Here is a 23,013-nt window from a genome sequence, read left to right as displayed (position 1 = left end):
CGTTACTTAGCCTCTCTTCCCTTGTCGTTTCAACACAATCGGCATGCCAAACACTGCCTCAAAAAATCTTGCTTTTTTAGTGAAAACATAAATTTCTAATTGCAAATCTAACGGTGTGTGTCCTGTCACAACAATTTTTTCTGCTTGCACAGACACCGTTAATTTAGTAATTTTTTGCAAGCGGCTATCATCCAACGCATCTGCTAATCTTAGCAGCGCGGCCATCTTAGCAATTCGGATACGTTGCCTTGGGGAAAATTCATTGGTGGCACGTAAAGCATTGTCCGGTGTTTCAGCGCTATGGTAGCGTGCTATGGCTGCAATCATGCGTTGTTCCGACGTCGACAAGCCATGAAAGTCAATTCCCTCCAATATTTCTTCCGAATACTGGTAATGTCGCTGTGAATTAATAAAACTACCAACATCATGTGTCAAGGCGGCAACCCCTAGCAAAAGACGATCGCGCGGGTCCAAACGATGAATCTTTTTCAGCCGATCAAATAATCGCCATGCGTACTGTAAAACAATTTCACGATGCTTATCCTCAACCATGTAACGATCAGCAATCCCACGTGCCGCCGTAATAATATCTTGTTGCGCCGTTGTGTCTTTAACAACTAACCCATCCAATACGGTTAAATTACTAATATGCAACTTTTTGGCAGAGACAGCAGACATCACATTGAGCACTAAAACAGCTTCCATGTAAATCATCCAAATATCTTTATTATCAATCGTATACTCTTCCGAAATTGCTTGATTATTCATACGCGTAAAATTTGTCACCAGATTCTCAACATCTTTTTTTGTAATGGTCACTGATGATTGGTGCACCAGAAACACATTGTTTAAAACATCGGCGCCTAACAAAACAACACTGTCGGCTTGATGAAAAGGTGGTAACATATGCCAAAAATCAGCAAGTTTACTATTAATAAATTCAGGTACAAGATCTGAAATTTGTGTGATTTCCGCTGTCATTTTGCGAATTGATTGGGTTAATCTAACTGGTCCAATAGCAGAATGTTGTGAAAATTTAAACTGTTCATCTTCAAAATATGACAAATCTATTCTTGTAGAACTAACACCTAAAACAAAAGCATTTCCGCCACTTAAAACCTTTTGTTCATGCATCCGTAATGCTAATTGCCGGTAGTAATTTTCTTGGTTAGCATTTAACCAACGCAATGTTAATCCTGTCACATTTTCTACCTGATCAACAAAGTACACAGCATTAGGCATTTTTGACAAATTTTCACTACCAAATAGACGAACAGTCGTCACATCGTAATCCCGCAATAACTGCTGAAAACGTTGTAATTGGGATAAAGCACGCTGCATGACCTCGGTTGAAAAGTGCCTCAGCTCTAAATCATTTTCACTGTATTCTCGTTTAACAGTTTCAATTTTATGACCACTGCCATCAACAATTTGTAATTCTGCAACACCTGAGTTGAGTAAAATAATACCTTGTAATTTCGCCATTAAAAGTGTCCTCTCTGGCTAGTTTAACATATTTTTGTAAAGATATTGTTTACAATTATCATTAAAATACCATAATAATATTCTGACACTCATTCTGGATTAAAAGCACATGCCGCCTCATGGTCGTTAATAACACCCATCGCTTGCAAATAAGAATATATCGTCACCGGACCGGCAAATTTAAACCCCTGTTTTTTCATATCCTTAGCCACCCTTTGAGATAATTCATTCTGCGCGACAATCTCTGATAGTCGCGTAATATGATGATTAATGGTTTGATTATCAGTGAAGTGCCACATATATTCAGATAAGCTACCAAAAGTAGCCTGTAAATGCTGAATAATCCGAGCATTGTTAATTGTAGCCGCAATTTTTAAACCATTACGAATGATATTTTCATCTTGCTTTAAACGCAAAACATCCGCTTCCGTCATACTTGCGACGCGGTCAACGTCAAAATGAAAAAAAGCTTCGTTCAATCCAGAGCGCTTTTTTAATGATATTTCCCAACTTAACCCAGCCTGAAATATTTCCAAAGTGAGCAATTCAAATAACTTAACATCATTATCCCGTAATGGTTGTCCCCACTCAGTATCATGATATTTTGTCATCATGTCAGTGGCTGAATAGTGGCTAACCCACTCACATCGTTTAATCGTATTGTTAGTCGAAGCGGGTTTTAAAAGATTATCTGTTGGTACCATGATTATTTTACCCTTTTGATTTTTTAGATACTAAAAAATCATCTCTTAACGAGATGATTTAGTAAAGTTAAATTACTTGTTTTCAATTGCTTCGCGAGCATCAGCTGACAAGTTGTAGAATGAGTGGATACCCTTATACTTTGCAGTTGTGTCCAACAATTCTTCAATACGGATCAATTGGTTGTACTTTGCAATACGGTCAGTACGTGACAATGAACCAGTCTTGATTTGACCAGCGTTAGTAGCAACAACCAAATCAGAAATTGTTGTATCTTCTGTTTCACCTGAGCGGTGTGAAACAATAGCTGTGTAGCCAGCTTCTTTAGCCATTTCAATAGCTTCCAAAGTTTCTGTCAAAGTACCAATTTGGTTAACCTTGATCAAAATTGAGTTAGCGGCACCCATCTTGATACCCTTAGCCAAGTATTGTGTGTTAGTAACGAAGAAGTCATCACCAACCAATTGAACTTTTTTGCCCAATTCAGCAGTAATTGTAGCCCAGTCTTCCCATTCATTTTCATCAATAGGATCTTCGATTGAGATGATTGGGTAACGATCTGCCAAATCTTCAAGATACTTGATAAATTCAGGTGTTGTGAATTCTTCACCTGTTGACCAACGCAACTTGTATGTCTTTGATTCTGCATCATACAATTCTGATGAGGCAACATCGACAGCAATCGCAATATCTTTTCCTGGCTTGTAACCAGCAGCTTCAATCGCACGAATCAAGTACTTCAAAGGTTCTTCGTTATCAGCAAAGTCAGGGGCAAATCCACCTTCATCACCAACTGAAGTTGCCTTACCGTCAGCTTCCAACAATTTCTTCAAAGCGTGGAAAGTTTCTGAACCATAGCGAATTGCTTCTTTAACTGTTGGGGCACCAACAGGCATAATCATGAATTCTTGGAAGTCAACTTTGTTAGCTGAGTGAGCGCCACCGTTGATAACGTTCATCATTGGTGTTGGCAAAACGTATGAGTTCATACCACCAATGTATGAGAACAAAGGCACACCTAATTCATCAGCAGCAGCACGAGCAGCAGCAATTGAAACGGCCAAAATAGCGTTGGCCCCCAACTTACCCTTGTTTTCTGTACCGTCCAATTCGATCATAGCTTGGTCGATAGCGCGTTGATCAGTAACATCAAACTTACCAACCAATGCCTTTGCGATAACATCGTTAACATTGGCAACAGCCTTTGTTGTACCCTTACCTGAGAAACGTGACTTGTCGCCATCACGCAATTCAACAGCTTCGTGTTCACCTGTTGAAGCACCAGAAGGCACCATACCACGACCAAAGCCACCTAATTCTGTGATAACTTCAGCTTCAAGTGTAGGGTTTCCACGTGAGTCAAGGACTTCGCGTGCGATAATATCAGTGATTAAAGACATGTGTCTATTCTCCTTTGGTTTTCGGTTTTATACCATGTTTATTATATCACACAGCAACGATAATTTGCCAAAAATTGATAGTGGGATCACGACCAAATAATTGTTGATTAAACCTCTTCTGTATTAAAATCAGGAATAGTCGGGTTGTGGGCAATCGCTACCAATTCCAAAAACTTCTGTGGATCCAACGCTGCGGTACCGACCAGCACCCCATCAATATCTTCTTGGAGCATAATTTCTCGGGCATTTGCGGGTGTAACAGAGCCACCATATAAAATTCTAACTTGTTCCGCAATGACTGGTGAATAAAGTTTGGCTAACGTTTGTCTGATCAAATGAGCAGCTTTTTGTGCTTGGTCTGCACTTGCTGCTTCTCCCGAGCCAATCGCCCAAGTTGGTTCGTAAGCCAATGTGACATTACGAATTTGATCAACTGAAACACCCGCCAATGCAGCCGCAACTTGTGCCACAGATGGTTCAGCATCCATAAATTGGGCATACGTACTCATATCTTCATCAACATCAATAATAGGACGTAAGCCGTTACGTAAGGCAGCAGTTACTTTTAGGTTAACCGTTGAATCGGTTTCATTGAAAAACTTGCGTCGTTCAAAATGGCCAATCAATACATATTTAGCACCAATATCCTTGAGTGCCTTAGGGGAAGTTTCTCCCGTATAGGCGCCACTATCTTCCCAGTGAACATTTTCTGCTACCACATGAATAGGCGACTTTTCTGTGGCACGTACCATGTCTGCCAAGAATAAATCTTGAGCAGCAATACCAGTTTCGACAACTTTTTGGTCAGGTACTTTGTCGTTAACCTCATTCAAAAACGCCATCACATCTGCCTGCAACTTATTAATTTTCCAGTTAGCAACCACGAATGGCACACGTGCCGCTTTATGTTGACTCATTTTTCGTCTCCTTTGAGCATCATGAAAATAAATGCTGCTTCAATTAACAGTAACCAAATAATATCGCGTGATGATTCACCAACGACTGACAGTAGAATATAACTCAAAAACAAAGCGGCTAGTCCGCCACCTGTCTTAACCAACGTCCGATAATATTTGCTTGTTGTTAGCAATTCGGAAAGACGCGTATTTTCGGCTTTAAGTTCAGTGACATCAAGCTTCAGTGCTTCTATTTGGTCTAGTAAATCATCGTTTTCATTTTGTAAAATTTCAGTTTGCGCCTTAATTTCAGGATTATCTTCTTCGGCTTTCTTGCGATTAAAAAATTTCATGTCATTTCTCCATTACCTCCATTTTATCAAACTTCGAGGTGTCGCGTCAGTAGAATTCTATTGACGTGTCAGCATTAAATGGGTATAATTATAGAGTTGCCAATTATAATATGCAGCTGTGGCGGAATTGGCAGACGCGCAGGATTAAGGATCCTGTGCCCGTTTTAGGGCGTGCGGGTTCGACTCCCGCCAGCTGCACTACGAACGTTCACATTAGTGAGCGTTTTTTTGTGGGCACTATAATTAATCAAAGAAAAAAAGCCCCTATGGTAAGAGGCTTTTTAGATTGCCCCTGCTGGATTCGAACCAGCGCATGTCGGTACCAAAAACCGATGCCTTACCGCTTGGCGAAGGGGCAATAGTTAATTTATTTTGCCGTTAACTATTAAATCGGCAATGGGAGCGGTAGGATTCGAACCTACGAACCCGAAGGAACGGAGTTACAGTCCGTCGCGTTTAGCCAGACTTCGCTACACTCCCATATCTCAAACAACTCTACTATCATATCAAATATCGTTGTTCTTGACAACCCCTTTTAGCCACGTATCAAATCAAAATTGCCCCATGGTTGAATTAGTGGTAATAAATTCAAGTCATCTTCATGAATGTGTCCAACTATGTTGATGCGACCATCATTAGGTAAATCGCGCAACGCAATTTGCAACTCGCCTTTATATTGACCAAATTCATTATTGTCAATTAATAGGTCACCACGTTTAATCGCGTCGGTGTGTTTAGCTGGAAAATCTTCGTCTTTATAGATAACACGTGTCATGGAAGACCGCAAAACATAGTCAGATTTGTCGCCACGATACATTTGTTCTTGATTAAAGAGCACCGCTTGCTCTGCTTGACTCAAGTCACTTTCTGTCACAACGCGTAATTGTGGACGTCCAAGCTTGAAGGCATCACTAGCCGCTTTTAAATCGAGCTCAGAAGCAAACGCATTACCTATGATAACATCATCGATTAAACCGCCCAGCCGTAGTTCTTGAATCTGTGTTGCGATTGGTAAGCTACGATGATCTTCAAGTGACACGAGACCATCCGATACTGGCCAAGGACCAAAAGTGCCACTAGGCGCATTTACGAATGCGGCTGTCCGTAAGTGATGATTACGATATTGTGTTGACGTGTTCGCAAAATAGTCACGTCCCAATCCCGTAAATCGCTGTGGGTAAAAATTATGTGACCCAATCAAGTTATCACGATTTGGCACATAATCAACGATTTGATCAATATAGTGTGTTCCTCGAGACATATTGACCTCGATTTTGAGACCATAGGGATTTTGCGTCATTGCCGCTTCTTCTTGCCCTGTAAAACCCAAATCAAGCCGTATGCCCCAAGCGCCCAAGTCAGCAAAGAATTTCAAATTGTTGTAATCAACACCCAATTGGTCAAAAAGGGCTGGATTGATGTCAAGGATTGTTTTCATCCCCAAGTCATTACCAACAGCAATTATTTTTTTAAAATCAGCAATAACTGCCTCAGCATCACCTTTTATTTCTAATAACGATGTAAAAATTCTTGTAAAACCAAACTGTGCAGCTTGCTTTAGATAAGCTGCATTATCTTCAAAACTTGCTTGTGATGGATAAATTGATAGTCCTAATTCTGGCATTTATTCGCTCCTTTTCCATTAATACTATTATAACGTAACCGCTTACATTTTGTTGTTTTTTATTAGGAGAAAACAACAAGCGTCTAATACAAGGATTAGACGCTTTGGAATCACCAGAGAGATTATCTGTGATCTTAAACAACTGTTGAATCAGCATTTTGAGTTACTGGCTTATTTTGATTGACAGTGCCTTTACGCAAAACCAACATATAAATGATCGTACCTGTCAGAATAACGATCCATAGTAAAGGTATAAAGACTGTATTAAAATTGATATTTGAAGCAGCTATAATGCTTAAAATCATAGCTGCGTCTCCCCATACATATAGTTCAAGGTTTTCTGAAAATGGTGCTTTTTTAATTTTCTTAATAGTTGGAATAATTGCTAAAGCTTCAATAATTGCCAAATCAATAAGTAACCAACTTAAAGGAATTACGTTTAAAAGAGATAGTGCCGTTGGTACTACTATGAAGAAAGCCATAGTGCTAAGAAACTTAGCTGAGATAGGCTGTTGCTTGATAAACTTGATGCCCTTTAAACCAAAGAAAAAACAAAATACTGTTGTCACAACTGTTGACGTTGCAGCCCAACCTCCATGGCTACTCAAAATAATGATTGCCTCAATAAATGAAATAGTAGCCCAGATAAAGCAGGTTGGTGAACTAGGCTGAAACGTTCCTTTTTTCAGAGCAATTAGTGCAGGAACATTTCTATAAATGATTGCCCCCATTGCGATGACACCTAGAATTGAATGCACAATATGTAAATTCCTTTCAAATATAAGTAATAAATAGCGACTTTCCGAAAATTATTATATCACCTCAATTTGCCGATTAAACGGAATTCACAATTTGTTCGATTACTATTCACAAAGCCCAATGCATTTTTCATCACATAAGTACATGACCGAAAGACAAATTTTTGTGTTATTCGTATAAAACTTTGAGCTGCATAATAATGCGTTTCAATATTCCTTAATTTATTCCTGATAAGATTACATTACTAACCCACATTGTAAGCCTTCTAAAATATGTGTATTTATGTCATGATTTATAGAGGCGTACATATCAAGCAGCACTATACCAACCCTACAATATTTCGTTACTTGTTAATAGCTTCGCTTCCCACATATTTCAACATCATCCTAAATCAATCAACTGTTTCAATGAGTTCCTTATAAACTTCCGTTAGTTTAACTGGCACATATCTTACCAACGGCGCTATTTAATTTAGCAAATTATATCCAATCCAAAATCATAAACTATTACATTTATTAAAAATGCAGTAAAAAAGTGCTGAACGAATTTCGCTCAACACTTTTAATCACGCTATAAATCAAAAACGCTTATATATTAAGAGTCTATATAACCAATAAAATATTAACGCTTTGAGAACTGTGATGCCTTACGGGCTTTCTTCAAACCTGGCTTCTTACGTTCCTTCATACGTGAGTCACGAGTCAACAAACCTGCTGCCTTCAATGCTGCACGGAAATCAGGATCTACTGTCAACAAAGCACGGGCGATACCGTGACGAGTTGCACCAGCTTGACCAGAATAACCACCACCAACAACGTTAACTAATACATCGTAGTTACCCAATGTTTCAGTTGCGTTGAATGGTTGCAAAACAACTTCACGCAAGTTAGCGAAAGGAATGTATTCTTCGATTGCCTTGCCGTTCATTGTAATTTGGCCATTACCTGGAACCAAACGTACACGAGCAACTGAATTCTTACGACGACCTGTGCCGGCATATTGTACTGCTGTAGCCATAATTCAGATTCTCCTTTCTTAAACCAACTTGTTGATGTCAAGTGCTTCAGGCTGTTGTGCTGCATGATCATGTTCTGATCCTGCATACACGTGCAAGTTCAAGCCTTGCTTACGACCCAAAGTGTTCTTTGGCAACATACCCTTAATTGATAATTCAAGCAACTTTTCAGGGTTGAATTCACGGTAGTTACCTGCTGTGCGAGCTTTCAAGCCACCTGGGTGGTTTGAGTGGTGGTAATAAATCTTATCAGTAGCTTTCTTACCAGTCAACTTAACTTCGCTTGCATTGATGATGATGACATTGTCACCCATGTCAACGTTTGGTGTAAACGTTGGCTTGTTCTTACCACGCAAAATTGAAGCTACTACTGTTGACAAACGTCCCAAAACGACGTCTTTGGCATCAATAATATACCACTTCTTTTCGATTTCACCTGGTTTTGCTAAAAATGTTGTACGCATGTTTGCGCTCCTTTGATTAGTTGTTTACAGGCTCGGCCGTTCCTTGCCAAGCAATTACAATAAGTTTCCGGGGCTTATCGTGAGGTAAACAATACCGTCTACAATCTTACCTAAAAAACCGTGCAATGTCAATGGTTTTAATCAAAATTAACTATTTCCGTCCCAGCATATGAAGCAAGACGAGCTGAGTGAATTTCTAATACTAAAATCACTTCATTTTCAACATCTGGATGTGCGTGAAGATAGGGCTTATTGTTTGCAAAAAGGTCTTTAATGTCAGCCCATTTTTTATCCGATCGACGCATTGTGGCGTGATTAGATTCAATTCTGGCACCATTTTGGTTTAGTGGCGTTATGATTGAAACGTTCTCATTAACCGCCAAGTCAATCATCTTCTCAGTATTTGGCTTCGAATTAAAATACCAAATATTTGGTTGATCAGGATCAGGCGCAAACCCCATAATACGTACACTTGGTTGATTTTGTTTGCTAGTGGCAACAAATGCTAATCCTCGTGATGCTTGAATATACTCCTCAAAAAGTGTCATAAATTTTTTCCTCCAAATAATAGTTCATCCCAATTTTGTTTCACAACAAAATAAGTACCTCGAACATCTCCAGCTAATTTAGACCGTTGATGCGCAAATTTAAATTTACCAACTAAAGCATCTGGTATTTCCGCCCCTTCGACCAGAACAATTCCCACTGCTCGCTTAGGATTTTTGCCATCTTGACCGTGCTTTTCATACAGTAAATTTAGCACCATACCATTTTGATAATAAAATTCGGGCCAGAAAACATCCGCATCCTCATACAGTGCCACTGCGATAATGGGTGAATCAAATATTAATTGCCGCTCCTCTAGTAATATTTGATTGAAATGCGAGATTTCCCTTTTCTTTTCATCAGGAGAAAATGAGACATAGTGTGAGTGATATTTTCGCGAAAAATACTTCGCCTTGCCGGCACGAAAGCCTGCTAGTGAAGCTGATAATGATGAATCCGTTAGCCCACTGTCACTGACGATTTTAAAATCAACCACATCACTCATTTTTCATTTACCTCTTTAGTCATTATAAGAAATTTCGTCTAAATATAAACCACTGGCAGGTGCTGTAAAACGTGCTTGCTCCCGATCTTTAACCGCAATTAATCTTTGAATATCATGAACAGGCCGTCGTCCAGTGCCAATTTCTAGCAAAACGCCAACCATAATTCGAATCTGATTATATAAGAAAGCATTACCCTCAAAAACCAAAACCAGTTCATGTTCTTCAGCTTTCTCAGTTAATTCAACGCGTGTAATTCGGCGCACGGTGGTAGCCGTTTCGTTACCAGAAGCGGCAAAACTAGCAAAATCATGTTCACCTATGAAATCAGGCAACGCTGATTTCATGCGATCGACATCTAAATGCCAATGAAAATGTCCAGTATAATGCCGTTTGAACGGATCTGTATAGTCTAACGTTGAAATTCGATAAATATAACGCTTGGCATGCGTATTAAATCGCGCGTGAAAATCATCAGACACGCGTGTCACAGATTTAACCAGAACATCGCGAGGCAACAAGGTATTCAACCCCTTGCGAAAGTTATCCGATGCAATATCATAAGGAAAATCAAAATGCACGACTTGTCCAAATGCGTGTACGCCCGTGTCTGTTCGTGATGCGCCAACCACTTTAATGGGTGGTTGAGGCTTTTTAGCCATTTGGTTAACCACTTTGTTAAGTTCACCTTGGACGGTACGAGCTGACTCAACGCCGTTTTTTGTTTGAAGTTGAAACCCAAAAAAATCTGTACCATCGTAGGCAACAATTGCTTTATAACGTGGCATACTGTATTTTTACCTCTATCTGCTTTAAAAATAATCTGCTAAAACAGGTCGTTGACTGAAATCAATGACCTGATCTAATCTGCGGGCTGATTGTATATCACCACGCAATTCACCGGTTTGTAACAATATTTCTGCGCAACGCGCATGCAACAAAACTTTTGTCCATGCTTGAACCGTACCACTCAATTGGGCGGTTGCGGTTGATCTCTCACCATTGATTTGCCAATGACCGGCGTTTTGTTCAAAATCATCAGTAACATCAATGACCATTTCGACTGGTAAGGCAAGTATCCTTAGCAAAGCAGCTATATTGACAATGCGTACCATCATACCTGCCTGTTGTTGTATCTTTACTGCCATTGGTTCTGCAGATAAATCACGCCAATCACGAGTTTGCCCGTCCGTTAGTTGAAATTGCTTGAATGTGCCTGCTCGACTACTAATAAAACGCCACAATGCCAGTTCAGCATCATGAGTAAGCGTAACTAATTCCTGTATGATTAGCTTCTCACCTTCAAAACGATACATCACGTAACCATTTTCAGTCGTAGCGATTTTTAAATCAGAGAGGCGCACTGTGTAGCGAAACCGCCACCACCAATCATCTCGCGCTAAAGCACCAAATTGAAAATCTGGGTGCTGTCCGATAATTTTTTTCATTGTAGGTAACGCTTCATCAAACGATGCTCGCTTGACTGGTGTTGTTTTGGCACCTATTGGAACCGTATGATCGTCCCAAGTATACTGTTTTTGATCAAATAGCCACTCATAGCCAAATTGACGATAGAATCGATACGAAAACGGCGCCAAGTAAGACAGTATAGCGCCATCTTCATAAGCATCAGACTGAATTTGTGCCATAATGCGACGGATGGCGCCATTACCGCGAACTTCAGGATATGACGCAACATTGCCAATGCCAACCATTTTAACAGTTGCGGTATTAAGCTTAACATGCAACGGTAACGCGAACACTTGACTAGTGATAGTGTCATCATTAATATCACCATAAACCGTCGCGTTCTTAACAAGCTCACGACGATACATTGTCTTAGTCCCCACTGGATAGCCAAAAGCATCGGCATCCAGAGCAAGAATTTGCTCAAAGTTCGAAGGCGTGATAGCAACTGTTTTAATCATATTAAACCCCACTTATTTTGATACCGATAAAAATTAAAACGAAAATTAGTGTACCGATAAATGCTACGACATCCTGTCTGCCATACAACAAAATACGATACTTTGTTCGTGATGCTGCATCCTTGAAACCACGAATTTCCATCGCGTTGGCAAGATCAAGAGCACGCTGTAAGGCCCCAACAAATAAGGGAATCAAGAGCGGTACAATAGCACGAGCTCGTTTGATGGGTCCACCAGTAGAAAAACTCATGCCTCGTGATTTCTGCGCATTCATAATTTTTTGTGTTTCATCCATTAAAAGTGGCACAAAACGTAATGCAATTGACAACATCAACGCCAACTCCGCAACTGGCACATGAATTTTATTAAGTGGGGCCAATAATGACTCTAATGCGTTGGCAATGCTAGTTGGTGGTGTACTTAATGTCATAATAGTTGACATCAAAATAATCAATGTAAACCGAATCATAACGTAAATAGCATTTAAAATACCTGGCCATGTCACTTGAAGTGGTCCAACATGCAACACAACAGGTGTTCCTGGCGTTAAAAATAACTGCAAAACGACAGTAAATAAGATGAGCCAAAAAATCGGTTTTAATCCATCCCAATAAAGTTTAAAAGGCTGTTGTGTCAATCTTATTGCCAAAACCACAAAAACAGCTGACAGTGCATAGGTGCCCCATGATGAGGCAAATAGCATCACAAAAATGAACACAAAAGTTACAATCATTTTCGTTCGTGGATCTAATCGGTGTACCCAAGAAGATCCCGGCACAAAACGACCAATCATAATATTATTCATGCTCGTATTCCTCATTTATCATGGTTGCCAATTCAGCTAAGGTTAATGGTCGCCGACTGAGTGACACACCATTAGCACGTAATTGCTCGGCAAATTGTCCTGCACGTGGTAAGTCCAAATTCACACTTTTAAACCAGTCAATGTCGCGATTGAATACATCAGCCGGGGTTCCTTGTGCCGCAACATGACCGTCCTGCATGACAATCACTTGGTCAGCAACTGATACAACATGATCCATTTGATGCGAAATAAAAACAACTAGTTTTCCCGCTTCTTTTAAATTGCTCACCAATGCCAGCAGTTCTGCCTGTCCCTTAGGATCCAAACCAGCGGCTGGCTCGTCCATAACCACAATATCTGGATTACTAGCCAAAGCACCAGCCATTGCAACACGGCGCATTTGACCACCCGATAATTCAAAGGGTGACTTTTGCCACAAATTTTCGGCTACATTTACCATTTTTAAAGCTGATTGTGCGGACTGTTTAGCCTCATCAGTTTTATAGCCAAAGTTCAATGGTCCATACATCACATCTTCCAAAACTGTGTTTGCAAATAATTGGTTTTCGGGAAATTGAAACACCATCCCAACTTTTGCCCGCAACTTCGTTAATTGCTTTTCTTTAGTGGTATTTGTCACAATTAAATCATCCACAATGACTTGACCCGTTGTCGGTTTTAACAAACCGTTTAAATGCTGAATCAACGTGGATTTGCCGGAACCAGTTTGCCCAATAATAGCAGTTACTTGGTGGTCCGCAATCGTAATATTGATGTCGTGCAAAATAGGATTGGCCAGAGTTGTGCCGGCACCATAACTAAAATTTACTTGTTCGAAGGTGATAGCCAATGTATTAATTCTCTCTCATCCAAATATTTTTCTGGTTTAACGGTCAACCGCGCTGTTAGTTCACCGGCAAACGGTAGCTCTAAGCCATTATCATGCATGGTTTGTGATTTTGAAAAAACAACATCTGGGCTGCCATCTAAAATAAGCCGTCCATCATTAATAACGACGATACGGTCTGCCAACGCAGCCTCGTCCATATCATGCGTAATTGTAATCAATGTCAATTCTGCACCAAATTGCGCCTTTAGGTTCTGAAGTGTGGTCATGATGGTCGCCCGTCCTTCTGGGTCCAACATGGCAGTGGCCTCATCCAGAATAATAATCTTTGGTCCCAAAGCTAAAACGCTGGCTAAGGCCACACGTTGCTTCTGCCCACCTGATAAAGTATGTGGTTCACGCTCTTTGAAATTTTCCATGCCCACAGTGTGAAGTGCTTCATCAATTCTTTGTGGCATTTCATCACTGGGCAACTCAATATTTTCCAAACCAAATGCCACATCATCAGCAACTGTTGCGCCAACAAATTGATTATCTGGATTTTGAAATACCATCCCAATCTGGGCGCGAATATCATTGACACTATCAACGGTTAGACGTTCACCAAAAACATCGATATCCCCACCGTTGGCAACGATTAAGCCAACAATTAATTTTGCCAAGGTTGATTTACCGGAACCGTTATGGCCGACAAGAGCCACCCATTCACCGGCTTCAACCGATAAATTGAAACCATCAAAGAGATCCTGATCATCATATTGATATGTTAAATTGTTAATTGTGATTGCTTTAGTCATTATCCTATATTTTACCACATTTTTCTGTCAAAAATAGTTTATGCCATATCCAATATTTATACAATGTAATTCACAAAGAAATTATCTCATAAACCTAGTAAATTAAGCTAAACTAGTCTATACTAAAAAGAGTAAAATACTAATAAATTAGAAATTTCACAAAGGGAGTATTTCATGACAGAAAAAAATATTGTCATCGTTGGTGCCGGATTTGGTGGCGTTTTTGCTGCAAAAACACTATCTAAGAAGTTGAAAGGTCACAAGGATTACAACATTATCCTCATTGATAAACATTCATATTTTACTTATATGACTGAATTGCATGAGGTGGCATCACAACGTGTTAAACCAAAGCACGTACAAGAAGACTTAGAACATCTTTTCTATCAAAATAAGAATGTTAAGTTGCTCACAGCTGAAGTTAATGGTATTGATAAAAACGCCAAAACCGTTTCAACAACTGAAGGTGATATTCCTTATGAGAAGTTAGTATTAGCTGTTGGCGGTCAATCCAATGATTTTGGTACCCCTGGTGTCAAGGAACATGGTTTTGAATTATGGTCAATGGAAGAATCATTGGCAATTCGTTCGCACATTGAACACACAATTGGTCAAGGCGCTGCCGAACTTGATCCCTCTAAGCGTGAAAAAATGCTAACCATCGCCGTTGTCGGGTCCGGTTTCACTGGTGCTGAATTAATGGGTGAATTTATTGAACAACGCAGAGTATTGGCGCAAACTTATAAATTATCCGAAAGTGAAATTAAGTTAGTCTTACTTGAAGCTTCACCATCAATTTTGAACATGCTTAAGGATCGTAAATTAGCGGATAAAGCCTTTAAATATATGGAAAACAACGGTGTCGACATTCGCTTAGGTGCGCGTGTCACTGGTGTGACTGAAGATGGTGTCGTATTTGCTGATGACTCGACGTTGCCAACAAAATCATTGATTTGGACGGCCGGTGTTAAAGCAAAATCATTCATCTCTGATTGGGGATTCAAGTATGGTCGCGGTGGTCGTATCGAAGCAGACGACTACATGCATGCAACCAAAGATGATGATACACCCGAAAAAGATATCTACGTTGCCGGTGATACATTATCATACGTAGATGACAAAACTGGGCCAGTACCACAAACTGTCGAAGGTGCTGAAAGTGCTGCACGTGCTGCTGCCATCAACATTCTTGCAGACTTAGGCTTTGGTAAATCAAAGACTTTTGCTGAAGCTGTTAAATATCATGGCTTTGCTGTTTCGATTGGTTCCCACTACACGGTTGCAAGTCTAATGGGATTGAACTTCTCAGGATTTTTTGCAAGTATCGCCAAGCACGGCATCAACTTATTCTTTTACTCACAAATTCGTTCTGCTTATTCTATTTTCCACTATTTGATGGATGAATTTTTCAGAACAGAGGATGGTCGTAATCCTTTCAAAGGCAGCATATCAAGATTAGGCAATGTACTTTGGTCAACACCGCTTCGCCTCTTCCTTGGATTCTTCTGGATTTTAGCAGCATTGGGCAATATTGGTAGCCTCAATGAGTTGTTCTGGCAACACGGATTTGCTAGCTTCTTAGAAATTATTACAGGTGCCGGCCTTTTCCTTGGTTTGTTCACTTGGCCATTAGGTCTTTTATCAATTATCCTCACAATCGTTGCTTGGTCAACAAACGGATTCGACATGACACACTGGTTTATTATTTTGAGTAGTTTAGCTGTTATGAACGGTTCAGGTCGTGGATTTGGGCTTGATTTCTACGTTGTCCCATTCTTACAAAAGACTCTCGGTGGTCTTTGGTACGGAAAAGCCAAATCAACATATAATGAACTTGAAAAATAAGTTATAATAATAAAGTGCGAGAATGTGCGTTCTCGCACTTTGTACATATTAATGAAAAGAGATTTCCATGGCCACGCCATCCCTTCCAACTATATGGGATTCTTTCCCAGAACTAAACGAACCATTACAAGCGGTATTAACCAAAATGTCAAACAGTTGGCGAATTGGTTTTTCAGAAATTGACAATGCAATTCGTTCACAATTAAACGCTGGTAAACTTGTCCGACCCGCTTTGACACTCTTATTTTCTGAATTAACTGCGCAACCTTACAACAAAAAAGCTATTGCCCTCGGTGCAAGCGTCGAATTGTTACATCTAGCAACGTTAATTCATGATGATATCATTGATGAATCCAAACTGCGACGTGGCTTTGAAAGTATTCAATCGCAATTTGGTAAAGATACCGCAGTCTACGCAGGGGATTATTTGTTGACGGGTATGTTCTCTCTTCTGAGTGAAGCCGATGATACTGGCGCAGACAAACTTGCTTTAAGCGCGCTGCAAGATATTTTATTTGGCGAGCTCAGCCAAAAACAAAATCGCTATCAAACTAATATCACTTTCCAAAGCTATATTTCACAAATCAGCGGTAAAACCGCTGCATTATTTAAGTTAAGCGTTATGTTTGGTATCAGTAGCGACAGTGTAGATGATCCCAATCTCAAACAAATTGTTCCTCAAATCGGTGAAACACTAGGTATTGTCTTTCAATTATTAGATGATTATCTTGATTTTGAAGTCTTATCAAAGAATTTGGCACTAGGCAAACCAATTGGTCAAGATATTAAGAATGGTATTTATACCGCGCCAATTCTATTTGCTCTAGAAGACAGTACAATCCACAATGAGTTGATTAGTCTTCTTCAACTTCGCGATGACATTTCTGATACTGAACTTAAACGTGTTCATACCCTCGTAGATAGTAGTGCAGCAATGAGTCGCCTTAACTCCTTGCTAGTTAAATACAATGAGGAACTAAATCTATTAATTGATCAGTTACCACAACAAAATATTAAAACTCAAATCGAACAATTAAGCGACATCTTGTTGAATCGTCAATATTAATGGTTACAAAAAACACTCAAAGCATTAAATGCTTTGAGTGTTTTTATTACAATTGATTAATCAACGAGCTCCAAGATGACCAATTGAGCGGCGTCGCCACGACGTTGGACAGTCTTGAGAATTCGTGTATAACCACCATTACGTTCGGCAAAGCGAGGGGCAACATCATCAAAAAGCTTTTGCAAAGCTGATTGAACCTTGACATTGTCACCATCTTCGATAACATCCGCAACTTCATTGCGGACAAAGGCAGCAGCTTGACGACGAGCAGCCAAGTCACCACGCTTACCTAATGTAATCATCTTATCAGTCGTTTTACGCACTTCTTTTGCGCGGGCTTCTGTTGTCGTAATACGACCATTGATCAAAAGATCAGTAGTCAAATCACGTAACATAGCCTTACGTTGTGAAGACGTACGACCCAATTTACGATATGGCATTGGTGAATCCTCCTTTATAGTAGTTTAAAAACATGTGTTAATCTTCCTTGCGGAATCCCAAGTTCATTTCTGTGAGCTTTTCCTGGATTTCGTCAAGTGATTTCCGACCGAGATTACGCACTTTCATCATGTCAGCTTCAGTGCGATCTGTCAACTCCACGATGGTGTTGATACCGGCCCGTTTGAGACAATTATAAGAACGAACAGACAAATCCAAATCTTCAATTGGTGCAGAATCAGATGCACTAACTGCAACTGGCTCTGCCTCAACCATAACGCTGGCTTCTGCAGCTACTGGTGAGATGTCCATAAACAAGTTCAAATGCTCTGCTAAAATTTTAGCACCTAAGCTGAGCGCATCACTTGGTTTGATGGAACCATTTGTCCAAATATCAAATGTGAGTTTATCATAATCGTCACGTGCACCAACACGTGTGTTCTCAACTTGATAGTTAACACGTTCAATTGGTGTATAAATCGAATCAACCGCCAAAACACCGATAGGCATTTCATCGCGTAATTTTTTGTTTTCATCTGCTGACGTATAACCGCGGCCTTTAACTGCCGTGACTGTCATATGCAGTGACTTACCTGCTGCCACAGTAGCGATATGCAAATCAGGATTGAGCACTTCAACGTCTGCGCCACCCTGCAAATCTGCAGCTGTCACATCAGCTGGACCTTGAACATCAATTTCAAGAGAGCGCTCATCATCAGAATCGATCGCCAACACAACTTTCTTAAGATTTAAGATAATTTGTGTGACATCTTCAACTACGCCGTCCACAGTTGAAAACTCGTGAACCACGCCGTCAATTTGTACCGTGTTAACGGCTGCGCCTGGAAGCGAAGATAGTAAGATACGACGTAAAGAGTTACCTAATGTCGTACCATATCCCCGTTCAAGAGGCTCTATGACAAACTTGCCATAGCGGGCATCCTCTTCGATGTTATGAATATTTGGCTTTTCAAATTCAATCATCTGTAAATTCTTACCCCTTCTTTCACAGCAAGAGCAATGAAATTCAATTAAACACGACGACGCTTTGGTGGGCGTGATCCGTTGTGGGGAACTGGTGTAACATCTTTAATAGAGGTCACTTCCAAGCCCGCTGCTGCCAAAGCACGGATTGCTGATTCACGACCAGAACCTGGGCCTTTAACAGTTACTGCAACTGTGCGCATGTTCATTTCCATGGCACCTTTTGCTGCAGCTTCTGCTGCCATTTGTGCAGCGAACGGTGTCGACTTACGACTTCCTTTGAAGCCAAGTGCACCTGCTGATGACCAAGCAACTGCGTTACCTTGAACATCTGTAATCATGACGATGGTGTTGTTGAATGTTGAATGGATGTGAGCCACACCAGCTTCAATATTCTTCTTCACACGACGCTTACGCGTTGTACGACCTGCCATTTGTTTGCCTCCTTTTCAATACTTTATATATAATTTCTCGGGTTAACAGATTGTTAACCAACATTACGCAACTATGGTTGCGATAATCATGTGCCGTATCGATGAGGATACAACCAGAAAAAGTATATTACTTTTTCTTACCAGCAATTGCTTTAGCTGGGCCTTTACGTGTACGAGCGTTGTTTTTCGTGTTTTGTCCACGAACTGGCAAGCCCTTACGATGACGAATGCCACGGTACGAAGCGATTTCTTGCAACGATTTGATATCAAGTGATACCTTACGGCGCAAGTCACCTTCAAGTTGCAAATTCAACTTGTCAACTGTTGCACGGATAGCGTCTTCTTGGTCTGATGTCAAATCGCGAACGCGAACGTCTTCAGACACACCAGCTTCAGCTAGAACCTTTTGTGCAGTAGTATTACCGATTCCGTAGATGTATGTTAAGCCAATGACAATTCGCTTGTCACGTGGCAAATCAATACCTGCAATACGAGCCATAACAATTTACCTCCTTTAGTATTTTGAAAACGACAATTATGTCCTTATTCAATCAATAATTAATGCGCGATAATTACTTACCAGCGCGTTGCTTGTGCTTTGGGTTAGCAGAGCAGATGATCATTGTTCGACCATTGCGCTTGATAACACGACAAGCATCACACATCTTTTTAACTGATGGGCGTACTTTCATAATCTATTCCTCCTATTCGGTTAACTGATTATTCCAAATCTTTCCTTATCGGAAACGATAAGTAATACGACCCTTAGTTAAGTCGTATGGTGACATTTCAACAGTGACGCGATCACCTGGCAATATTCTGATAAAGTTCTTACGAATTTTTCCAGAAACATGTGCCAAAATCACAGCACCATTTTCGAGTTCTACTTGGAACATCGCATTTGGTAAAGTTTCTTTCACCTTACCTTCAATTTCAATGACATCATTGGCCACGCACTCAACCTCCTGTGCTTATCATGTTCTACATTGTTGATAAGTGCCTAACCTATCAAATTATACCAGAAATAATGGTATTTCTCAATGACATTTCAGATAATTAATCTAAGTTATCTAAAACTTCCTTAACATCACGATACACGTCAGCAAGTTGGCGACCTCCATCGATGGTGTGCAACACACCAGCACGTTGGTAATAATCTACCAAAGGCAAGTTGGCCGCTTTATTAACGGCTAAGCGGTTATCAATTACCTCAGGCGTATCATCTGCACGTCCACGTCCCAAAAGACGTTGACGCAATAATGAGTCAGAAACTTCAAAGTATAGTGTTGCTGAAACTGCCTGATTATTATCAGACAGGTAGCTATCCAAAAATTCAGCTTGTGCTTCATTACGAGGATAACCGTCAAGCATAAATCCAGCTTCTTCAACATCACTTTGACTCAAACGGTCAGCAACCATAGCATTCGTAATTTCATCGGGAACTAAGTCACCAGCATCCATGAATTCACGAGCTTTTTGACCTAATTCTGTGTTATTGGCCAAATTAGTACGGAAAATATCTCCAGTACTAATATGAACCACAGGATAGTCCTTCACGATGAAGTCTGCCTGTGTACCTTTCCCGGCACCAGGTAATCCCAATAAAATCAAATTCTTAGCCATTGATTGCCTCCCGAGCTGCTAATTGATCTTTTGTAATAAATCCAACATAATTCTTTTTCTGCATTAAACCATCGATTTGACGAATCAAATCCAGTGCAACACCTATTGAAATCAATAGACTAGTGCCACCCAAACCGATTTTCTCGTTTAATCCCCACACGTCAGATGCAATCAATGGTACTAATGCGACAACACCCAAGAAAATTGAACCAACAAAGCTCAAGTTTAATAGAAGTTTTGAAACAAAAGCTTTCGTTTGATCACCAGGTCGAACACCAACAATGTAAGCCCCTTGTTTCTGTAGATTTTCAGCTAACTTTTCAGGGTTAACTTGAACAAACGCGTAAAAATATGTGAAAACGACAATTAACACAGTGTAAAGTATTGCTCCGGGTAAAGTCGTCATGCTAAATATTTGTTGCATAACTTGATACCATTGAGCAGAAGAATATTTATCTTGAAAGGCCAACAACACTGTTTGCGGCGTGCTAATAAATGATGAGGCAAAGATGACAGGAATCACACCTGAAACATTGACTTTCAAAGGTAAATACGCTTCGCTACCATACGAAGTAGCCGAACGTGTGTACTGCATTTGTAAACGGCGTGTGCCTTCATATGACCATGTTGTAAACGCAACAACCAAAACCATTGCTACTAACAACACAATCATAAACACCCAACCATTTAATACTTCACCATTACCAGCTTGTAAAATATTTTCTTTGAAAATTTCATACAAACCTTCTGGCGCTTGCGCGATAATACCTGCAAAAATAATCATAGAAACACCGTTTCCAAGACCTTTTTCAGTAATCATCTCACCCAGCCACATCGCAAAAAACGTTCCAATCGTCATGACCGAACCGATCACAATAAAAGACATCACGTTATTTGTTTGGCTAACTAATCCATAGGAAGACAGTGAATTAAATCCTGCCGTAATACCCACAGATTGAACAAAAGCAAGCACAAGTGTCAACCAACGTGTGGCGTTGTTCAACTTTCGCCGACCAACTTCACCTTGCTTACTCCATTCAACAAAGCGAGGCACGATATCTAATTGCAAAAGTTGCACAACAATTTGTGCCGTCACGTATGGTGAAACACCCATAGCAAACAATGAGTAATTCATCAAGCCACCACCAGAAAAGATGTTCAAAATGTTCATCAATCCTGAGTTAGCCATATCAGACATAGCAGCAGGATTAACACCTGGCACAGTGATGTGTGTTCCAATTCTGTATATAAACAAAATCAAAAATGTCCATCCCAGCTTTTTGCGTATGTCTTTTTCACGTACTGCATTAAATAACGTGCTAAGCATTAAAGTACCTCAGTTGACCCACCGGCTTGTTCAATAGCAGCAACAGCTGCTGCTGAAAACTTATGTGCCTTCACAGTCAACTTCTTTTCAAGTTGACCTACAGCCAAAATTTTAATACCTGACTTTTGATTCTTAACAATACCGTTTTCAATCAAAAGTGCTGGTGTAATTTCAGTGCCATCATCAAAGCTGTTCAACTTATCCAAGTTAACAACTGCAAATTCCTTACGTGAAATGTTAGTAAATCCACGTTTTGGAATACGACGGTACAAAGGCATTTGACCACCTTCAAAACCCAAACGCACTTTTCCACGAGCCTTTTGACCCTTTTGACCACGTCCGGATGTTTTACCGTTTCCAGATGATGTACCACGACCAACACGGTTACGTACGTGACGTGAGCCAGCAGCTGGTTGTAATTCGTTCAAATTCATCTTTCGGTACCTCCTATTTTAATGTGTAATTACTTAACTTCTTCAACGTTAACTAAGTGAGCAATATGGAAAATTGCACCACGTGTAGCTTCGTTGTCAGGCTTCACCACTGAACTAGATACGCGACCAAGTCCAAGAGACTTAACAATCGCGCGTTGCTTAGGTAAGCGATGAACCGCACTCTTAATCAAAGTGATTTTCAAATCTGCCATTTTATCGCTCCTTATTCAGCTAAGTGTTCCAAAGAAACACCACGCAACTTAGCAACTTCTTCGGCATCTTTCAAGCTTGTTAGCGCATCGAAAGTTGCACGAATAACGTTAACTGGTGTTGATGAACCAAGTGACTTAGCAGTCACATCAGCAATACCTGCAAGTTCCATAACAGAACGTGCAGCACCACCGGCAGCAACACCAGATCCTTCTTCGGCTGGCTTGACCAAAATCTTACCGCCGCCCCATTCGCCAAGGACTTCATGAGGAATAGTTGTAGCAACTGTTGGCACAGTGATCAACTTACGCTTAGCATCTTCAATAGCCTTGCGGATAGCTTCAGGAACTTCTTGTGCTTTACCAGTACCAAAACCAACGTGTCCTTGCTTGTCACCAACGACAACCAACGCTGCAAAACGCAAGCGACGACCACCCTTAACAACCTTTGTGACACGGTTAATAGCAACCACGTTCTCTTCTAATTCACCAAGTGACTTAGGATTAACGAATTCAACCATTTTAATAT

General features: G+C 40.3%; 29 protein-coding genes and 3 tRNA genes. 3 read left to right on the top strand and 29 right to left on the bottom strand.

Translation table 11 applies throughout. From position 1 onward, the window contains the following. Positions 1 to 6: 6 nt before the first annotated feature. From FF105_RS00400 to FF105_RS00380, 5 genes are all read right to left on the bottom strand, one after another. Positions 7 to 1,485: a Ppx/GppA phosphatase family protein gene (locus tag FF105_RS00400; RefSeq protein ID WP_010278917.1), complete on the bottom strand. Its 1,479-nt coding sequence runs from the start codon at positions 1,483 to 1,485 to the stop codon at positions 7 to 9. Between the two features lie 89 nt (positions 1,486 to 1,574). After that, the gene (locus FF105_RS00395) at positions 1,575 to 2,189 is read right to left on the bottom strand and encodes a DNA-3-methyladenine glycosylase I (RefSeq protein WP_010278921.1); all 615 of its coding nucleotides are present in this window, start codon (positions 2,187 to 2,189) and stop codon (positions 1,575 to 1,577) included. Between the two features lie 72 nt (positions 2,190 to 2,261). After that, positions 2,262 to 3,587: a phosphopyruvate hydratase gene (gene eno, locus FF105_RS00390; protein ID WP_036067776.1), complete on the bottom strand. Its 1,326-nt coding sequence runs from the start codon at positions 3,585 to 3,587 to the stop codon at positions 2,262 to 2,264. 107 nt (positions 3,588 to 3,694) lie between these two features. Beyond that, positions 3,695 to 4,504: a triose-phosphate isomerase gene (tpiA, locus tag FF105_RS00385; protein WP_010280115.1), complete on the bottom strand. Its 810-nt coding sequence runs from the start codon at positions 4,502 to 4,504 to the stop codon at positions 3,695 to 3,697. Next, positions 4,501 to 4,836, bottom strand: coding sequence for a bZIP transcription factor (locus tag FF105_RS00380; protein ID WP_010280114.1), 336 nt, complete (start codon positions 4,834 to 4,836; stop codon positions 4,501 to 4,503). The genes tpiA and FF105_RS00380 overlap by 4 nt, the downstream gene beginning before the upstream one ends. 112 nt (positions 4,837 to 4,948) lie before the next feature. On the opposite strand from FF105_RS00380, the gene FF105_RS00375 reads away from it, so the two are divergent. Then, positions 4,949 to 5,034 (top strand) — tRNA-Leu (locus FF105_RS00375). 88 nt (positions 5,035 to 5,122) lie between these two features. Here the strand turns inward: FF105_RS00375 and FF105_RS00370 are convergent. The 13 genes from FF105_RS00370 to FF105_RS00310 all read right to left on the bottom strand — a co-directional run bounded on the left by FF105_RS00370 (position 5,123) and on the right by FF105_RS00310 (position 14,124). Next, a tRNA-Gln gene (locus FF105_RS00370) sits at positions 5,123 to 5,194 on the bottom strand. A 39-nt stretch (positions 5,195 to 5,233) separates the two neighbouring features. Beyond that, positions 5,234 to 5,316, bottom strand: a tRNA-Tyr gene (locus FF105_RS00365). A gap of 55 nt (positions 5,317 to 5,371) precedes the next feature. Beyond that, on the bottom strand, positions 5,372 to 6,460 hold the full coding sequence (locus tag FF105_RS00360) for a DUF871 domain-containing protein (protein ID WP_010280112.1): 1,089 nt from the start codon (positions 6,458 to 6,460) through the stop codon (positions 5,372 to 5,374). A gap of 134 nt (positions 6,461 to 6,594) precedes the next feature. Next, positions 6,595 to 7,218, bottom strand: a complete 624-nt coding sequence (locus FF105_RS00355) for a hypothetical protein (RefSeq protein ID WP_228934794.1) — start codon at positions 7,216 to 7,218, stop codon at positions 6,595 to 6,597. 622 nt (positions 7,219 to 7,840) lie between these two features. Further along, the gene (gene rpsI, locus FF105_RS00350; RefSeq protein ID WP_004912888.1) at positions 7,841 to 8,236 is read right to left on the bottom strand and encodes a 30S ribosomal protein S9; all 396 of its coding nucleotides are present in this window, start codon (positions 8,234 to 8,236) and stop codon (positions 7,841 to 7,843) included. 18 nt (positions 8,237 to 8,254) lie between these two features. Further along, on the bottom strand, positions 8,255 to 8,698 hold the full coding sequence (gene rplM / locus FF105_RS00345) for a 50S ribosomal protein L13 (protein WP_004912891.1): 444 nt from the start codon (positions 8,696 to 8,698) through the stop codon (positions 8,255 to 8,257). A 137-nt stretch (positions 8,699 to 8,835) separates the two neighbouring features. Then, a complete protein-coding gene (locus tag FF105_RS00340) occupies positions 8,836 to 9,246 on the bottom strand; it encodes a pyridoxamine 5'-phosphate oxidase family protein (RefSeq protein ID WP_290045892.1) in 411 nt (136 codons plus the stop codon). Further along, complete coding sequence (locus tag FF105_RS00335; RefSeq protein WP_010293115.1) at positions 9,243 to 9,749, bottom strand: hypothetical protein; 507 nt, start codon at positions 9,747 to 9,749, stop codon at positions 9,243 to 9,245. The genes FF105_RS00340 and FF105_RS00335 overlap by 4 nt, the downstream gene beginning before the upstream one ends. Positions 9,750 to 9,764: 15 nt before the next feature. Continuing rightward, positions 9,765 to 10,535 (bottom strand): tRNA pseudouridine(38-40) synthase TruA, encoded by a 771-nt coding sequence (gene truA, locus FF105_RS00330; RefSeq protein WP_010293117.1) that lies wholly within the window; start codon positions 10,533 to 10,535, stop codon positions 9,765 to 9,767. Positions 10,536 to 10,559: 24 nt separating this feature from the next. Then, the gene (locus FF105_RS00325; RefSeq protein WP_010293121.1) at positions 10,560 to 11,675 is read right to left on the bottom strand and encodes a GNAT family N-acetyltransferase; all 1,116 of its coding nucleotides are present in this window, start codon (positions 11,673 to 11,675) and stop codon (positions 10,560 to 10,562) included. 1 nt (position 11,676) lies between these two features. Continuing rightward, positions 11,677 to 12,480: an energy-coupling factor transporter transmembrane component T family protein gene (locus FF105_RS00320; RefSeq protein ID WP_010293123.1), complete on the bottom strand. Its 804-nt coding sequence runs from the start codon at positions 12,478 to 12,480 to the stop codon at positions 11,677 to 11,679. Next, complete coding sequence (locus FF105_RS00315; protein WP_010293125.1) at positions 12,473 to 13,330, bottom strand: energy-coupling factor transporter ATPase; 858 nt, start codon at positions 13,328 to 13,330, stop codon at positions 12,473 to 12,475. The genes FF105_RS00320 and FF105_RS00315 overlap by 8 nt, the downstream gene beginning before the upstream one ends. After that, the gene (locus FF105_RS00310) at positions 13,306 to 14,124 is read right to left on the bottom strand and encodes an energy-coupling factor transporter ATPase (protein ID WP_010293126.1); all 819 of its coding nucleotides are present in this window, start codon (positions 14,122 to 14,124) and stop codon (positions 13,306 to 13,308) included. Before FF105_RS00310 ends, FF105_RS00315 begins: the two co-directional genes overlap by 25 nt. A gap of 174 nt (positions 14,125 to 14,298) precedes the next feature. On the opposite strand from FF105_RS00310, the gene FF105_RS00305 reads away from it, so the two are divergent. Continuing rightward, positions 14,299 to 15,969: an NAD(P)/FAD-dependent oxidoreductase gene (locus FF105_RS00305; protein ID WP_010293128.1), complete on the top strand. Its 1,671-nt coding sequence runs from the start codon at positions 14,299 to 14,301 to the stop codon at positions 15,967 to 15,969. Between the two features lie 67 nt (positions 15,970 to 16,036). Then, a complete protein-coding gene (locus FF105_RS00300; protein WP_010293134.1) occupies positions 16,037 to 17,035 on the top strand; it encodes a polyprenyl synthetase family protein in 999 nt (332 codons plus the stop codon). Positions 17,036 to 17,091: 56 nt separating this feature from the next. Here the strand turns inward: FF105_RS00300 and rplQ are convergent, their stop codons facing one another. From rplQ to rpsE, 11 genes are all read right to left on the bottom strand, one after another. After that, the gene (gene rplQ, locus FF105_RS00295) at positions 17,092 to 17,475 is read right to left on the bottom strand and encodes a 50S ribosomal protein L17 (RefSeq protein WP_004899394.1); all 384 of its coding nucleotides are present in this window, start codon (positions 17,473 to 17,475) and stop codon (positions 17,092 to 17,094) included. A 37-nt stretch (positions 17,476 to 17,512) separates the two neighbouring features. Continuing rightward, on the bottom strand, positions 17,513 to 18,457 hold the full coding sequence (locus tag FF105_RS00290; protein WP_004911224.1) for a DNA-directed RNA polymerase subunit alpha: 945 nt from the start codon (positions 18,455 to 18,457) through the stop codon (positions 17,513 to 17,515). Positions 18,458 to 18,504: 47 nt separating this feature from the next. Continuing rightward, positions 18,505 to 18,891 (bottom strand): 30S ribosomal protein S11, encoded by a 387-nt coding sequence (gene rpsK / locus FF105_RS00285; protein ID WP_004899402.1) that lies wholly within the window; start codon positions 18,889 to 18,891, stop codon positions 18,505 to 18,507. Positions 18,892 to 19,018: 127 nt separating this feature from the next. Continuing rightward, complete coding sequence (gene rpsM, locus FF105_RS00280) at positions 19,019 to 19,390, bottom strand: 30S ribosomal protein S13 (RefSeq protein ID WP_002816010.1); 372 nt, start codon at positions 19,388 to 19,390, stop codon at positions 19,019 to 19,021. 73 nt (positions 19,391 to 19,463) lie between these two features. Further along, positions 19,464 to 19,583: a 50S ribosomal protein L36 gene (gene rpmJ / locus FF105_RS00275; protein ID WP_002816013.1), complete on the bottom strand. Its 120-nt coding sequence runs from the start codon at positions 19,581 to 19,583 to the stop codon at positions 19,464 to 19,466. A gap of 45 nt (positions 19,584 to 19,628) precedes the next feature. Continuing rightward, positions 19,629 to 19,844 carry a translation initiation factor IF-1 gene (gene infA, locus FF105_RS00270; RefSeq protein ID WP_002816015.1) on the bottom strand — a complete coding sequence of 72 codons (216 nt, stop codon included), beginning with the start codon at positions 19,842 to 19,844 and terminating at the stop codon, positions 19,629 to 19,631. Between the two features lie 103 nt (positions 19,845 to 19,947). Then, on the bottom strand, positions 19,948 to 20,514 hold the full coding sequence (locus FF105_RS00265) for an adenylate kinase (protein ID WP_010296127.1): 567 nt from the start codon (positions 20,512 to 20,514) through the stop codon (positions 19,948 to 19,950). Next, positions 20,507 to 21,841 (bottom strand): preprotein translocase subunit SecY, encoded by a 1,335-nt coding sequence (secY, locus tag FF105_RS00260; protein ID WP_147651110.1) that lies wholly within the window; start codon positions 21,839 to 21,841, stop codon positions 20,507 to 20,509. The genes FF105_RS00265 and secY overlap by 8 nt, the downstream gene beginning before the upstream one ends. Then, positions 21,841 to 22,275 carry a 50S ribosomal protein L15 gene (gene rplO / locus FF105_RS00255; protein WP_004911235.1) on the bottom strand — a complete coding sequence of 145 codons (435 nt, stop codon included), beginning with the start codon at positions 22,273 to 22,275 and terminating at the stop codon, positions 21,841 to 21,843. Before rplO ends, secY begins: the two co-directional genes overlap by 1 nt. Positions 22,276 to 22,304: 29 nt before the next feature. Beyond that, entirely contained in the window at positions 22,305 to 22,487 is a 183-nt protein-coding gene (gene rpmD / locus FF105_RS00250) for a 50S ribosomal protein L30 (RefSeq protein ID WP_004911238.1), read from the bottom strand. Positions 22,488 to 22,498: 11 nt separating this feature from the next. Continuing rightward, positions 22,499 to 23,005, bottom strand: a complete 507-nt coding sequence (rpsE, locus tag FF105_RS00245) for a 30S ribosomal protein S5 (protein ID WP_004911239.1) — start codon at positions 23,003 to 23,005, stop codon at positions 22,499 to 22,501. Positions 23,006 to 23,013: the final 8 nt, after the last annotated feature.

Source organism: Leuconostoc sp. UCMA20149, from assembly GCF_030400235.1.
Lineage (GTDB): Bacteria > Bacillota > Bacilli > Lactobacillales > Lactobacillaceae > Leuconostoc > Leuconostoc pseudomesenteroides.
Note: the sequence above shows the minus strand (reverse complement) of the source record. Positions and strands in the feature narration are given on the sequence as shown.

Bases quoted from the DNA above. Each gene is read 5' to 3' on its own strand.
- FF105_RS00340 (WP_290045892.1), bottom strand. From the start codon at position 9,246: ATGACACTTTTTGAGGAGTATATTCAAGCATCACGAGGATTAGCATTT.
- rplO (WP_004911235.1), bottom strand. From the start codon at position 22,275: ATGAATTTGAACGAATTACAACCAGCTGCTGGCTCACGTCACGTACGT.
- rplM (WP_004912891.1), bottom strand. From the start codon at position 8,698: ATGCGTACAACATTTTTAGCAAAACCAGGTGAAATCGAAAAGAAGTGG.
- FF105_RS00335 (WP_010293115.1), bottom strand. From the start codon at position 9,749: ATGAGTGATGTGGTTGATTTTAAAATCGTCAGTGACAGTGGGCTAACG.
- FF105_RS00395 (WP_010278921.1), bottom strand. From the start codon at position 2,189: ATGGTACCAACAGATAATCTTTTAAAACCCGCTTCGACTAACAATACG.
- FF105_RS00290 (WP_004911224.1), bottom strand. From the start codon at position 18,457: ATGATTGAATTTGAAAAGCCAAATATTCATAACATCGAAGAGGATGCC.
- truA (WP_010293117.1), bottom strand. From the start codon at position 10,535: ATGCCACGTTATAAAGCAATTGTTGCCTACGATGGTACAGATTTTTTT.
- rplQ (WP_004899394.1), bottom strand. From the start codon at position 17,475: ATGCCATATCGTAAATTGGGTCGTACGTCTTCACAACGTAAGGCTATG.
- FF105_RS00310 (WP_010293126.1), bottom strand. From the start codon at position 14,124: ATGACTAAAGCAATCACAATTAACAATTTAACATATCAATATGATGAT.
- rpsM (WP_002816010.1), bottom strand. From the start codon at position 19,390: ATGGCTCGTATTGCAGGTATTGATTTGCCACGTGACAAGCGAATTGTC.
- FF105_RS00320 (WP_010293123.1), bottom strand. From the start codon at position 12,480: ATGAATAATATTATGATTGGTCGTTTTGTGCCGGGATCTTCTTGGGTA.
- FF105_RS00325 (WP_010293121.1), bottom strand. From the start codon at position 11,675: ATGATTAAAACAGTTGCTATCACGCCTTCGAACTTTGAGCAAATTCTT.
- FF105_RS00400 (WP_010278917.1), bottom strand. From the start codon at position 1,485: ATGGCGAAATTACAAGGTATTATTTTACTCAACTCAGGTGTTGCAGAA.
- FF105_RS00305 (WP_010293128.1), top strand. From the start codon at position 14,299: ATGACAGAAAAAAATATTGTCATCGTTGGTGCCGGATTTGGTGGCGTT.
- FF105_RS00360 (WP_010280112.1), bottom strand. From the start codon at position 6,460: ATGCCAGAATTAGGACTATCAATTTATCCATCACAAGCAAGTTTTGAA.
- FF105_RS00380 (WP_010280114.1), bottom strand. From the start codon at position 4,836: ATGAAATTTTTTAATCGCAAGAAAGCCGAAGAAGATAATCCTGAAATT.
- tpiA (WP_010280115.1), bottom strand. From the start codon at position 4,504: ATGAGTCAACATAAAGCGGCACGTGTGCCATTCGTGGTTGCTAACTGG.
- rpsI (WP_004912888.1), bottom strand. From the start codon at position 8,236: ATGGCTACAGCAGTACAATATGCCGGCACAGGTCGTCGTAAGAATTCA.
- rpsK (WP_004899402.1), bottom strand. From the start codon at position 18,891: ATGGCAGGTCGTACAACGCGTAAGCGTCGTGTGAAGAAGAATATTGAA.
- secY (WP_147651110.1), bottom strand. From the start codon at position 21,841: ATGCTTAGCACGTTATTTAATGCAGTACGTGAAAAAGACATACGCAAA.
- FF105_RS00300 (WP_010293134.1), top strand. From the start codon at position 16,037: ATGGCCACGCCATCCCTTCCAACTATATGGGATTCTTTCCCAGAACTA.
- rpsE (WP_004911239.1), bottom strand. From the start codon at position 23,005: ATGGTTGAATTCGTTAATCCTAAGTCACTTGGTGAATTAGAAGAGAAC.
- rpmD (WP_004911238.1), bottom strand. From the start codon at position 22,487: ATGGCAGATTTGAAAATCACTTTGATTAAGAGTGCGGTTCATCGCTTA.
- rpmJ (WP_002816013.1), bottom strand. From the start codon at position 19,583: ATGAAAGTACGCCCATCAGTTAAAAAGATGTGTGATGCTTGTCGTGTT.
- FF105_RS00265 (WP_010296127.1), bottom strand. From the start codon at position 20,514: ATGGCTAAGAATTTGATTTTATTGGGATTACCTGGTGCCGGGAAAGGT.
- eno (WP_036067776.1), bottom strand. From the start codon at position 3,587: ATGTCTTTAATCACTGATATTATCGCACGCGAAGTCCTTGACTCACGT.